14 protein-coding genes are annotated in these 12,589 nt (G+C 65.1%); 5 read left to right on the top strand and 9 right to left on the bottom strand.

All coding sequences use genetic code 11. From position 1 onward, the window contains the following. Positions 1–26: 26 nt before the first annotated feature. Positions 27–452 carry a hypothetical protein gene (locus tag E8E95_RS24380; protein WP_280354527.1) on the top strand — a complete coding sequence of 142 codons (426 nt, stop codon included), beginning with the start codon at positions 27–29 and terminating at the stop codon, positions 450–452. Positions 453–509: 57 nt separating this feature from the next. Here the strand turns inward: E8E95_RS24380 and E8E95_RS24375 are convergent, their stop codons facing one another. From E8E95_RS24375 to E8E95_RS24360, 4 genes are all read right to left on the bottom strand, one after another. Then, a complete protein-coding gene (locus E8E95_RS24375) occupies positions 510–1,508 on the bottom strand; it encodes an LLM class flavin-dependent oxidoreductase (protein WP_280354525.1) in 999 nt (332 codons plus the stop codon). 169 nt (positions 1,509–1,677) lie between these two features. Then, positions 1,678–1,902, bottom strand: a complete 225-nt coding sequence (locus E8E95_RS24370; RefSeq protein ID WP_280354524.1) for a DUF1161 domain-containing protein — start codon at positions 1,900–1,902, stop codon at positions 1,678–1,680. Between the two features lie 156 nt (positions 1,903–2,058). After that, positions 2,059–2,274: a dodecin gene (locus tag E8E95_RS24365; protein WP_179061494.1), complete on the bottom strand. Its 216-nt coding sequence runs from the start codon at positions 2,272–2,274 to the stop codon at positions 2,059–2,061. A 59-nt stretch (positions 2,275–2,333) separates the two neighbouring features. Then, positions 2,334–3,224, bottom strand: a complete 891-nt coding sequence (locus E8E95_RS24360) for a LysR family transcriptional regulator (RefSeq protein WP_280354523.1) — start codon at positions 3,222–3,224, stop codon at positions 2,334–2,336. 107 nt (positions 3,225–3,331) lie between these two features. Between E8E95_RS24360 and trpB the strand changes: the two genes are divergently transcribed. Both trpB and trpA read left to right on the top strand, forming a co-directional pair. Further along, a complete protein-coding gene (gene trpB, locus E8E95_RS24355) occupies positions 3,332–4,540 on the top strand; it encodes a tryptophan synthase subunit beta (RefSeq protein ID WP_077527538.1) in 1,209 nt (402 codons plus the stop codon). After that, positions 4,537–5,346 (top strand): tryptophan synthase subunit alpha, encoded by an 810-nt coding sequence (trpA, locus tag E8E95_RS24350; RefSeq protein ID WP_280354521.1) that lies wholly within the window; start codon positions 4,537–4,539, stop codon positions 5,344–5,346. Before trpB ends, trpA begins: the two co-directional genes overlap by 4 nt. A 271-nt stretch (positions 5,347–5,617) precedes the next feature. Here trpA and E8E95_RS24345 read toward each other — a convergent pair whose 3' ends face one another. From E8E95_RS24345 to E8E95_RS24325, 5 genes are all read right to left on the bottom strand, one after another. Continuing rightward, positions 5,618–5,986: a DOPA 4,5-dioxygenase family protein gene (locus E8E95_RS24345; RefSeq protein WP_280354520.1), complete on the bottom strand. Its 369-nt coding sequence runs from the start codon at positions 5,984–5,986 to the stop codon at positions 5,618–5,620. A 74-nt stretch (positions 5,987–6,060) separates the two neighbouring features. After that, positions 6,061–6,663 (bottom strand): hypothetical protein, encoded by a 603-nt coding sequence (locus E8E95_RS24340; protein WP_280354519.1) that lies wholly within the window; start codon positions 6,661–6,663, stop codon positions 6,061–6,063. Beyond that, positions 6,660–7,907, bottom strand: a complete 1,248-nt coding sequence (locus E8E95_RS24335) for a peptidyl-prolyl cis-trans isomerase (protein ID WP_280354517.1) — start codon at positions 7,905–7,907, stop codon at positions 6,660–6,662. Before E8E95_RS24335 ends, E8E95_RS24340 begins: the two co-directional genes overlap by 4 nt. A gap of 1 nt (position 7,908) precedes the next feature. After that, on the bottom strand, positions 7,909–8,895 hold the full coding sequence (locus E8E95_RS24330; RefSeq protein ID WP_280354515.1) for a hypothetical protein: 987 nt from the start codon (positions 8,893–8,895) through the stop codon (positions 7,909–7,911). Positions 8,896–9,044: 149 nt separating this feature from the next. Continuing rightward, positions 9,045–9,998, bottom strand: coding sequence for a LysR family transcriptional regulator (locus E8E95_RS24325; protein WP_280354514.1), 954 nt, complete (start codon positions 9,996–9,998; stop codon positions 9,045–9,047). Between the two features lie 111 nt (positions 9,999–10,109). Between E8E95_RS24325 and betC the strand changes: the two genes are divergently transcribed. Together betC and choX are read left to right on the top strand one after the other, a co-directional pair. Continuing rightward, entirely contained in the window at positions 10,110–11,615 is a 1,506-nt protein-coding gene (gene betC, locus E8E95_RS24320) for a choline-sulfatase (protein ID WP_280354512.1), read from the top strand. A 21-nt stretch (positions 11,616–11,636) separates the two neighbouring features. After that, on the top strand, positions 11,637–12,563 hold the full coding sequence (gene choX / locus E8E95_RS24315; protein WP_280354511.1) for a choline ABC transporter substrate-binding protein: 927 nt from the start codon (positions 11,637–11,639) through the stop codon (positions 12,561–12,563). Positions 12,564–12,589 lie beyond the last annotated feature (26 nt).

Raw genomic sequence — 12,589 nt, 5'->3', positions numbered from 1 at the left:
ACGCCTAATCCCCAAGGAGCCTCGCCATGCGCACGCTGTTGGCCCTGATGCTGCTGGCCAGCCTCACCGCCTGTGCCAGCAAGCTGCCCGAGCCCGATCCACGGTTTGCCTGGATCGACATCGTTGCCGACCCCAGCGACACCCTCATGGCCAACCGCCTCGACGACAAGCGCTGGAACGACGGCCGCTACTACCAGGTGATGCCCGGCAGGCATGAGTTGGAGCTGCGCTACCAATTCGAAGTGGGCGGCGCAGGCGGTGGATTCGGCATGAACGCCGAACCCTCGCGCATCACTTGCTACATGGAGCTGCATTACGACGGCTTCGAAGCGGGCAAACGCTACCGGGTCGAAGCCCGCCACGCCGCCAACCAGCCGATGGCCTGGCTCTACGACGCAAACCGCAACGTGCTGGCGCGCCACAAGATATTCCCGCGCTGCGGTCCCTTCTAGACAGAAAGGCGATTCGCCCTGGCGAAGCCGCGCCTTCAGCGGCCTCGCCCATCGGCGTCAATCCCGCAGGCTGGCCAGGATGTCGAACGCCCGCAGCCGATGCTCATGCTGGTAGAGGTCGCAGGTGAAGATCAGCTCATCGGCGTCCGTCTGGTCCAGCAGAACCTGCATTCGCGCGCGGATCTTCTCCGGCCCACCCACCATGGCGAGGGCCAGGAAGCTACCGACGGCTTCCTTCTCATGGGGCAACCAGCGACCGGCCATGGTCTCCACCGGCGGGCGCAGCACCAGGCTTTCGCCACGCATCAGGGCGAGTACCCGCTGATACACGGTGGTCGCGAGGAACTCCGCTTCTTCGTCGGTAGGCGCCGCCACCAGCGGTACGCCGAGCATCACATAGGGCTTGTCGAGCACCGCCGAAGGGCGGAAGTGGTTGCGATAGACGCGAATCGCCTCGTGCATGTAGCGCGGGGCGAAATGCGAGGCGAAGGCATAGGGCAGGCCTTTCTGGCCCGCGAGCTGGGCGCTGAACAGGCTGGAACCGAGCAGCCAGATGGGCACATTGGTATCCACCCCCGGCATGGCGATCACCTTCTGCTCCGGCTGGCGCGGGCCGAGGAGAGCCTCCAGTTCCTCGACGTCCCGTGGGAAGTCGTCGGCGTCGCCGAGACGATCGCGGCGCAGGGCGCGGGCGGTCATATGGTCAGCCCCTGGAGCACGCCCGAGTCCCAGTTCGATGCGACCCGGATAGAGACTGGCGAGGGTGCCGAACTGCTCGGCGACCACCAGCGGCGCATGGTTGGGCAGCATGATGCCGCCGGAACCCAGGCGAATCTGCGAAGTGCCACCCGCGAGATAGGCGAGCAGCACGGCGGTGGCCGAACTGGCAATGCCATCCATGTTGTGGTGCTCGGCCACCCAGAAGCGCGAGAAGCCCAGGCGCTCGACGTGGCGCGCCAGCTCCAGCGAGTTGTGCAAGGCTTGGGTAGCGCCGCCGTGATCACGGACAGGCGCCAGATCGAGAACGGAGAGGGGCAGGTGGGTAAGGGCAGACATGGGCAAGACCTTGGCAGGGGACAGGCGCGAGGCCTTATCCGAGTGAATCAGTAGGTCTTACTCTAGGGATTGGCGTCCAAGGCCGCTAGAAGGCACTTTTCGGTAACCAGGGCACCAGAAGGTAAGGATTGGGCCGGCATGGGTCGCCGGCCCGGGCAATGCGGGGCGATCAATTGCGCTGGTAGACGATCTCCTTGCTGCCACCGTCGCAGGTGCCCACCACCTGTTTACCTGCAGCGGTGCCCTTGTCGACGATTTCCAGGCTGTAGGAAGTAACGCCCTTGGCCTGCAACTTCGCGTCGATTTCGGCCTTGAGCTCCTCACAGGGTTTCACGGCGGCAAAGGCCGAGCCGGCCAGGGTGAACAGGCCCAGGCCCAACAGCAGTTTCTTCATGGATAACGCTCCCTCGTAATGAATGATGGCCTCGCACGAGCCATCCGCTCCCGCCGGGTTCCGAAGGCCAGGGGCGGACGGCCAGAGCCTAACCGATAACGTCTGCAGGAAGATGTGCATCACCTCGCTGTCCCCGCCTCGGGAGCAGTGCGGGACTCAGCTGTCGGTGATGCGGAAACCGATCTTCAGGGTCACCTGGAAGTGCGCCACCTTGCCGTTCTCGATATGCCCCCGGGTGTCCACGACTTCGAACCAGTCCATGTTGCGGATCGTCCTCGACGCTTCGCCGACGGCATTGGTGATCGCGTCGTCGATGCTGGTGCGTGAGGAGCCGACTATCTCGATCTTCTTGTAGGTACGGTGATCAGACATGGTGTATCTCCTGTGCCGGGCACGAGTGGGTTCCCCAGCAAGGCTAGCCAAGTTTGCCGCTATCGGCCCGTCAGCTCCTCACGCAACCACAGGGCCAGCCGCTCGGCACGGCGATCCAGTTGACGTGCCGGCACCCAGAGCGCCAGGCGCGCCGGGGTTTCGACGAAACCCCAGGGCGCCACCAGCCGGCCTGAAGCGAGTTCGTCGGCGACCAGTTGCTGTGGGGCGATGGCCACGCCGAGGCCGGCCACTGCCGCTTCCAGCAAGTAGTAGAGGTGCTCGAAGCCCTGGCCATGACGCAGACGACCCGCGTCCAGCCCCTGGGCCGCCGCCCATTGTGGCCAGGCCTGGGGCCGCGAGACCGTGTGCAACAGGGCTTCGTTGAGCAGCGCCGCCGGTGTGGCCCCGGCAAGTACCTCGTGACCGGAATAGCGTGGGCTCAGCACCGGGCCGATGGATTCCGCCGCCAGCTCGAACACCCGCATGTCCGCCGGCCAGGGGGGCTCGGCGAAGCACAGGGTGGCGTCCACGCCAGGACGGCGCGGGTCCAGTTCGCCTTCGCTGGCCGAGAGTTGCAGGCGCAGTTCGGGGAGCTCGCGGTTGAGCCGGTCCAGCCTGGGAATGAACCAGCGCGCCAACAGGCTGCCCGGGCAGCCGAGTACAAACGGCGCGTCTTCGGCGCGGCGCGCGACATCGACACAGACGCTGCGCAGGCGTTCGAAGGCTTCGCCTGTGGCATCCCGCAGGCGCTGTCCGGCATCCGTGAGTTTTACGCCTCGACCATCCTTGCTGAACAGCGCAACGCCCAGTTCTTCCTCGAGCAGCCGCACCTGGCGGCTCACCGCGCCGTGGGTAACGTGCAGTTCCTCGGCTGCACGGCTGATGCTCTGCAAGCGGGCGGCCGCTTCGAAGGCGCGCAGGGCATTCAGGGGAGGGAGGTCTCGACTCATGACTACCTGTGAGTTTTGCTGACAGATGAAAGCAATCTAATCGCTTTTCCCCCGGCCAGCCAGCGGTAGAATGGCCGGCATCGGATACCACTCCCAGGAGTTCCACCATGACTTCATTGCGCAACGGCCCGGACGCCAAGGGCCTGTTCGGCGCCTTCGGCGGCCAGTATGTCGCCGAGACCCTGATGCCGCTGATCCACGACCTGGCCCGCGAATACGAGAAGGCCAAGGATGATCCGGAATTCCAGAAAGAGCTGGCCTACTTCCAGCGCGACTACGTTGGCCGCCCGAGCCCGCTGTACTTCGCCGAACGCCTGACCGAGCACTTCGGCGGCGCGAAGATCTACCTCAAGCGCGAAGAGCTGAACCACACCGGCGCGCACAAGATCAACAACTGCATCGGCCAGATCCTCCTGGCCCGGCGCATGGGCAAGAAGCGCATCATCGCCGAGACCGGCGCCGGCATGCACGGCGTGGCCACCGCCACCGTGGCTGCCCGCTTTGGCCTGCAATGCGTGATCTACATGGGCACCACCGACATCGACCGCCAGCAGGCCAACGTCTTCCGCATGAAGCTGCTCGGCGCCGAAGTGATCCCGGTCACCGCCGGCACCGGCACCCTGAAGGACGCGATGAACGAAGCCCTGCGTGACTGGGTGACCAACGTCGACAGCACCTTCTACCTGATCGGCACCGTCGCCGGTCCGCACCCTTACCCGGCCATGGTCCGCGACTTCCAGGCCGTGATCGGCAAGGAAACCCGCGAACAGCTGGCCGAACAGGAAGGTCGCCTGCCCGACTCGCTGGTCGCCTGCATCGGCGGCGGTTCCAACGCCATGGGCCTGTTCCATCCGTTCCTCGATGACACCTCGGTGAAGATCGTTGGCGTGGAAGCCGCCGGCCACGGCATCGAGACCGGCAAGCACGCGGCCAGCCTGAACGGCGGCGTACCGGGCGTGCTGCACGGCAACCGTACCTTCCTGCTGCAGGACGAGGACGGTCAGATCATCGACGCCCACTCCATCTCCGCCGGCCTGGACTACCCCGGCATCGGCCCGGAACACGCCTGGCTGCATGACATCGGCCGCGTCGAGTACACCTCGATCACCGACCATGAAGCCCTGGAAGCCTTCCACCAATGCTGCCGCCTTGAAGGCATCATTCCGGCGCTGGAAAGCTCCCACGCCCTGGCCGAAGTGTTCAAACGCGCACCCAAGCTGCCGAAGGACCACCTGATGGTGGTGAACCTGTCCGGCCGTGGCGACAAGGACATGCAGACCGTTATGCACCACATGCAACAGGAGCAGAAAGCATGAGCCGCCTGCAGACCCGCTTTGCCGAACTGAAGGAACAGAACCGCGCCGCCCTGGTGACCTTCGTCACCGCCGGCGACCCGAGCTACGACGCTTCCCTGGCGATCCTCAAAGGCCTGCCTGAAGCCGGTGCCGACGTGATCGAACTGGGCATGCCCTTCACCGACCCGATGGCCGATGGTCCGTCCATCCAGCTGGCCAACATCCGCGCGCTGGGTGCCAAGCAGAACCTGGCCAAGACCCTGCAGATGGTTCGCGAATTCCGCGCTGGCAACCAGACCACTCCGCTGGTGCTGATGGGCTACTTCAACCCCATCCACTACTACGGCGTGGACCGCTTCATCAGCGACGCGAAGGAAGCCGGTGTTGATGGCCTGATCGTGGTCGACCTGCCGCCGGAACATAACGAAGACCTCTGCCACCCGGCCCAGGCCGCCGGCATGGACTTCATCCGCCTGACCACCCCGACCACCGACGACAATCGCCTGCCCGTGGTGCTCAATGGCAGCTCCGGCTTTGTCTACTACGTCTCCGTAGCGGGCGTGACCGGTGCCGGCTCCGCCACCCTGGAGCACGTGCAGGAAGCGGTCACCCGCCTGCGTCGCCACACCGACCTGCCGGTAGCCATCGGCTTCGGTATACGTACTGCCGAACACGCCGCGAGCATCGCCAAGCTGGCCGATGGCGTGGTGGTGGGCTCCGCCCTGGTGGACCAGATCGCCAATGCCGAAACCCCGGAACAGGCCGTGAACGGCGTCCTCAGCCTCTGCAAAACCCTCGCCGAAGGCGTACGCAGCGCCCGCGCCTGATTCACGCCAGCAGCACAAGAAAGCCGCTGTCCCTCAGGGGAACAGCGGCTTTTTCCTGGGTCTTGGTCCCGTAGGGTGGACATCGCTTTTCATGTCCACCAGCACAGCCAGGCTGGGCATCGATGGTGGATCGGTGAAGCGTGATCCACCCTTGTATCTCGACTGTCGTCCTGCCAAGGGGCAAATTCATTCGCCAAGCGGGCCGAATGCTCGCCAGATGGGTCCGCTTCGCGGCTCTTTTCGAATGAATTCGAACCCACAGTCGATCGTTTCAGAGGTCGTACTCGATCTCGCCATCTTCAAGGCAGGAAAGGTCCAGCGGCCGAATCGCGCCCATCCACATGGGGTAGTCGCGGTGGTCGCGCAGGTCGCTGCCGGTGATGGGGTGGATGAGCACAGTGAGTCCATTGCGGTGCAACGCCAGCCAGGGGATCACGTCGCCGAACAACTCGGGCTTGAACGCCAGCTGGCAGCTCCAGTCTGGATGCGGGCCGACGAGCTTCTCGTGCACGCGTCCCATCTTCAGCGGAAAGCGCCGTGCGGCTTCCTCGCAGAGCGTGCGGGCCTGCTCGAGGGTCGTGGCGTCGAAGTAAACGTGGGCGTGAAAGCCCTTGATGCGGGGTGTGGAAAAGTCCTGCATGTTCACGCCTCCCGGAATGCCGAAGGTCCCCATGGTACCTGCAAGCGATGGCCGGGCCGCGAGGATTTCTGCCGCTATCGGTCTTTCGCCGGGGCCTGGGTGCCTGCTTCGGGAAGCAGTTGCGGTGCCTCACTTTCAAGCCGGCCTTTCATGGCTTCCAACTGCTCCAGAGCCGCGCGGGCTTCGTCCAGTTCACTGACGCTGCGTTCGCCGCTTTGCTCCGCCGCCTCGATGCGCGCACGAATCTCCGGAATCTGCTGCACGCCGCCGGCATAGGCCTGGAGCAGCTCGCGGGTCTGGCGTTCCTCCAGGGCCGCATATTGACGCGGGTCGGCCAGCTCGGTGGCGGTGGCAGCCTGGCGCGGTTTCAGGCCACCCAGGGTCGGGCTGCGCGGATCGCCCTTTTCGGACATCCACTGCATCAGCTGAATAGCCTCTGCCTGGTCCAGGCTCGGTGTTTCCCGTTCCGGTGTGGCGACAGCGATGGGCCTGACTTGCCCTTCCGCAGACGGCGCAGGAGGCGCCACCGGCAACGGAGGCGCGGGGGCGATGATCGGCGGCGGCATGGGTCTGGAGGCAGTTACTGGCACCGGGGCCGGTGTCAGCAGCACGGTCGCACAGGCCAGCGCCGCAACGCCCGTGCTGCAGGTCAGGGCCACGCCGAGCCAGGCTTTCACAGCCCCTCCACCTGTGCACTCGCGAGCAAGCGGCTCAGGCGCTCATCGAACTCGGCGGCCAGCTTCTCCCGCGCCACCGCCTGGTTCACCTCATAACGCACGCTGCGGTCGCTGAGGGGCAGTTGCCGGTCTTCACGGCTGCGTACCCGGACGATTTCGAAGACGCCGTCGATTCGCATGGGCTGAGACAGGGTGTCGGCCTTCTGGATCAGCGCCGTCTTGCGCAGCAGGTCCAGCTCGCCGTCCTCAGGACGGATCAGACCGAGATCGCCCGGAGGCGTACGGTCCTTGTCCTGCGCAAGGGAATAGCGCCGCACCGCCTCATCGAACGCCAGTCCCTTTTGCAATTCGGCATAGACGCGATCAGCACTGGCCTGGTCGGGCAGGCGAATATGCGCCGCCTGTACGCCCGCGACGTTGCGGTAGCGCGCCAGGTTGCGCTGGTAATACGCCTCTGCCTCTGCATCGGTGACCTTGGCCGCCAGTTCGCGCAGGGCTTCGGATTCATGGTGGAAGTCGCTGTACAGGCCGATCTGGTGCAGGTAACGCTGGCGCACCAGGCGGTCCCGCACCAGGGTTTTCAGACCCTGTCGTTCCGCCGGAGTAAAGCCGTCCTGCGCCAGGCGGAACCACAGGTAGTCGCGCTGCACACGGGTCTGCACCTGACGCGCCAGGTATTCCAGGTTGCCTTGTTGCAGTTCTACCTGACCCTGGATGTTGTCGCCCTGGTAGAGGGACAACAGGTCCAGCCGCTGCTCGGGCTGACCGGGGAACTGCCAGCAGATCAGCTCCACCTGTGCGGCTTCGCGCTGTTGCTCGGGGCTGAGCTGCAGGCTGTTCTCCACCAACCCGCGGGAAGCGGGAGCCAGCACCTCGCGCAGGCGCTGGGCACTGAGCGGCTGCGGCTGGCGCAGGAAGGGCCGCAAGTCCTGCTGACCGGCACGTCCGTAGTACTGTTCGAGCAGGTTGCCGGCTTCCATCTCGACGCTGGCGTCCAGGTCGCTGCGGCTCTGGGCGTTCAACTCGCTCGCCACCTCGCGGGCCAGCAGGTGGTTCTCCAGCAGCCCGCGACGCAGTTGTTGCGGGTCGGTGTTGAACTTCACCCGGCTGAGCACCTGTTCGAGCAGGGCGATGCTCTTGCCCGGCAGCAGCTCTCCGTCGACCCTCAAGTCCGGCGCGGCCGGCATGGCCTGCGCGCCCCCCAGGTACAACCCCAGCAACAGACCGGTGATCGCCCTGCGCACGTCAGATACCTTCGGGCGCATTGAAGCTGTCGGCCCCCTTGGTCAACACGGTGACGGTCAGCGCGATGGACTCGGGGATCAGCTCCCTCGCCACCCGCAGGCGCGTGGCGTAGCTGGTGTCGTACAGCGGCTCGGGGTGGGCATAGGCGACCTGCCCGGTCTGGGTCAGCAGTTCGCGGATGCTGCGGCTGGCGTCGTAGCGGCCGATGAGGTTGGCCACTGCGGCCTGGTCATTGAGTTTCTCGCTGGCGTAATGGTCGTCGACCCAGCCCTCCCAGCCGGAGTGGCCGTTGGCCGAGGTCACCCACACGTGGTGCGGCTGCGCCACATCGCCGGTGGCGTGCAGGGCGTAGCCGATGGTCTGCAGCGAGGGCGCGGCGCGGAACTGATCGAACCAGTAGCCGGCGAGGTTATCGATGGGCTGGAAGGCAGCGGTCTGGAAGTCGCCGTAGTGCTCTTGCCAGTTGGAACGAGTGCCCCGGCGATAGTGGGCTTCGGTGGTGTCGAAGTCCCCGCGCTTCAGCTCGCGGTTGTAGAGATAGACCATGGCGTACCAGTCCACGTCGGCAATGCCGCCGTCCACCTTGTGGTAGCGATAGTCGTAGCCGCCATGGGCATTGCCATGGGCGTCACCGTCGCGGGTGAGGTTGAGGAAGTGCCAGTAGGAGGTGTAGTTCACCAGACTTGCGGCGGCGTTCCACACCGGCGCGTATTCGTAGCCGACCCACCAACCGCCCAGGCGGGTGTCCTTGAAATCGTCCACGTCGAAGGCGGCCTGACCGAGAATTTCCCCGGCCTTGGCCTCGCTGCCGGCAGCGCTCACGTAGAACTGGTAGGCCTCACGCATTTCCGCCGTCGCATAGGGGGAATTCATGTAGGCCAGGGCATCCTTGACGATGTTCTTGTGGGTCGGTTGCGACCAGGCGCTGGCCTGGCCGGCAAGGGCGCATAGGCCAAGACCGGCAGCCAGGCAGGTGAGGACTTTCATCGGCAGCTCTCATGAAATGGACGAAGCCAGAACTGATAGCCGAGGTTCTTTCCCGCTGCATGACAGCGAGGCGAGATTTCGGCACGAAAGTCTCATATCAGCGCAGAACCAACCGATAGTAGGGCCTGCGCAGGCCCTCTGGCCGGGTCTCAGATGGCGATACCTTCCCGATGCCGGATGAGCTGCGCGTGGCGGGCCTCGTCGCCCAGCTCCTGCTGCAGCCAGTCGACGAAACACTTCATCAGCCGCGCCCGCCGCTTGCGCTCTGGCTGCACCAGGTAATAGCCGAAATCCGAACTGACGCGGGTGTCCAGCACTGGCATCAGCAGGCCCTGGGCGATCAGGTCGTCCACCAGGTAGCGCCAGCCGATGGCCACGCCCTGTCCGGCGATGGCGGCCTGGATCAGCAGGGTGTAGTTGTCGAAGCGCAACATGCCCGAACCCGGCGGCTGGGCGATGCCAAGCTCGCGGAACAAAGCGTTCCAGTCGAACCAGCGGGTGCGCACTTCGGGCTTGAGGTGCAGCAGCGGCAATTCCGCGAGGGCTGCCACCGGCAACGGCTGCTCACGCCCGACCAGCAGGCGCGGACTGGCGATAGGAAAGACCTCCTCACGGAACAACAGCATCGCTTCCCCATGCTTGAAGCGACCGTCGCCAAAGGCAATGGCGATGTCCACTTCGGATCGCAGCATGTTCATGGTGCGGTCACTGGTGACGATGCTGACGTCGATTTCCGGGTTGGCCTCGTGGAAGCGGTGCAAGCGCGGCATCAGCCAGTAAGCGGCGAAGGCGAAGTCGGTGGCCACCTGCAGCACCTCGTGCTGGGGCCGCGAGCCGATGGCTTCCAGCCCGGCGCTGATGGCCTGCAAGCCTTCCTGCACGTGGAGGAACAGCAGCCGGCCAGCGTCGGTGAGTTCGATACCGCGATAAACACGATCGAACAGGCGGGTCGCCAGTTGCTTCTCGAGGCGCTGGATCTGCTGGCTCACCGCCGGCTGGGTCGTTCCCAGCTCGACAGCGGCGGCGGTGAAGCTGAGGTGGCGGGCGGCGGATTCGAACACCCGCAGCAGGTCCAGGGACAGCTCAGCCTGTAGTTCTGCCATAACGTTTGCTTATCCGAGTCATGTTGCGCCGTGCGCTTTACCGGGATGACCGCGAACGCAATCATCGTTCCACGCACTTTCGCATAATTCGACGGTATGGATAAGCGAACGATGAAACGCCCCAATATCCTCTTCATCATGGCCGACCAGATGGCCGCGCCGATGCTGCCTTTCTACGCGGCCTCCCCCATCAAGGTGCCGCACCTGTCGCGGCTCGCCGCCGAAGGCGTGGTGTTCGATTCGGCCTACTGCAACAGCCCGCTCTGCGCGCCCTCGCGCTTCACCCTGGTGAGCGGCCAATTGCCATCGAAGATCGGCGCGTACGACAACGCCGCCGACTTCCCCGCCGACGTGCCGACCTACGCCCACTATCTGCGTCGCCTGGGTTACCGCACGGCGCTCTCCGGCAAGATGCACTTCTGCGGCCCGGACCAGTTGCACGGCTACGAGGAGCGCCTGACCAGCGACATCTACCCGGCAGATTACGGTTGGGCGGTGAACTGGGATGAGCCCGACGTACGTCCGAGCTGGTACCACAACATGTCCTCGGTGCTGCAGGCCGGACCCTGCGTGCGGACCAACCAGCTGGACTTCGATGAGGAGGTGGTGTTCAAGGCGCGCCAGTATCTCTACGACCACGTGCGCGAAGACACCGGGCAACCCTTCTGCCTGACGGTGTCCCTGACCCATCCGCACGATCCCTACACCATTCCGGCGGAGTACTGGGATCGTTACGAGGACGTGGAGATTCCCCTGCCGCGCCTGCACTTCGCCGACGCCGAGCAGGACCCGCACAGCCAACGCCTGCTCAAGGTCATCGACCTCTGGGGCAAGCCGCTGCCCGAACAGAAGATCCGCGATGCGCGGCGCGCCTACTTCGGTGCCTGCAGCTATGTCGACGACCAGATTGGCGCCCTGTTGAAGACCCTAGCCGAGTGCCGGCTGGAAGAAGACACCATCGTCGTGTTCTCCGGCGACCACGGCGACATGCTTGGCGAGCGCGGCCTCTGGTACAAGATGCACTGGTTCGAGATGGCCGCCCGTGTTCCGCTGCTGGTCCACGCGCCGACGCGATTCCAGGCGCACCGGGTGAGCCAGTCCGTCTCCACCGTCGACCTGCTTCCGACCCTGGTGGAACTGGCCGGTGGTGTGGTCGAGCGCAATCTACCGCTCGACGGTCGCTCCCTGCTGCCGCACCTGCAAGGGCAGAGGGGCCACGACGAGGTGCTGGGCGAGTACATGGCCGAGGGCACCACGAGCCCGTTGATGATGATTCGCCGCGGCCCGTACAAATTCATCTACTCGGAAGAAGACCCCATCCTGCTGTTCGACTTGGCCAATGACCCGCAGGAACTGGAAAACCTGGCGACCTCACCGGATCACCAGGCGCTGCTTGCGGCGTTCCTCGACGAGGCCCGCACCCGCTGGGATATCCCGGTGATCGCCGAAGCTGCACTGGCCAGCCAGCGCCGCCGCCGCTTCGTGGCCGACGCCCTGACCCACGGCAAGCTCGCCAGCTGGGACCACCAGCCCTTCGTCGACGCCAGCCAGCAGTACATGCGCAATCACATCGACCTGGACGACCTGGAACGCCGCGCGCGCTTCCCCCAACCCTGACCCCTTGCGAGGAACCACGGCATGAAGACGATCAATGCGGTACTTGCCGGCAGCGCCCTGCTGACCGGCCTTGCGTTCAACGTCCAGGCTGAGGACGCCAGTTGCGCGACCGTGAAGCTGGGCGATCCGGGCTGGAGCGATATCGCCGTGACCAATGGTGTGGCGCGTTTCCTCCTCGATGGGCTGGGCTACCGCACCGAAACCCCGACCCTTGCCGTACCCATCATCTTCGCCGGCCTGCACAAGGGCCAGATCGACGCCTTCCTCGGCAACTGGATGCCGGCGCAGCAGAGCAACTACGACAAGTTCGTCGGTGCCGGCAGCGTCGACAAGGTGGCGCAGAACCTCTCGGGCACCGAGTACACCCTGGCAGTGCCGCGCTACGCCTATGACGCCGGCGTGAAAACCTTCGCCGACCTGGACAAGTTCGCCGACAAGTTCGACCACAAGCTCTATGGCATCGCGTCCGGTTCACCGGCCAACGTGTCGATCCAGGAGATGATCAAATCCGACGAGTTCGGCCTGGGCGACTGGAAGCTGGTGGAGTCCAGCGAGCAGGCGATGCTGGTGCAGGTGGGACGCGCGGTGAAGCGCCAGCAGTTCGTGGTCTTCCTCGGCTGGACCCCGCACCCGATGAACGTGCAGTACGACATGGTCTACCTCAAGGGCGGTGAGAAGTACTTCGGCGAGAGCGGCAGCGTGAACACCCTGGCGCGCAAGGGCTACGCGGAGCAGTGCCCGAACGTGGGCAAGTTGCTGGCCAACCTGCAATTCACCCAGGAGATGGAGAACGCCATCATGGATCAGGTGCTCAACGGCAGCAGCAACAACGACGCGGCCATCAAGGCCTGGCTCAAGTCCAATCCGGCGGTGGTCGACGGCTGGCTGCAGGGCGTGACCACCCGCGACGGCGGCGATGGGTTGGCGGCGGTGAAGGCGAAGCTCTGACGGTTCGCCCTCTGGTGCAGATACCT

The organism is Pseudomonas sp. BN414 (assembly GCF_029871275.1).
GTDB classification, from domain to species: Bacteria; Pseudomonadota; Gammaproteobacteria; order Pseudomonadales; family Pseudomonadaceae; genus Metapseudomonas; species Metapseudomonas resinovorans_C.
This window is presented reverse-complemented; position numbering and strand designations above follow the sequence as displayed.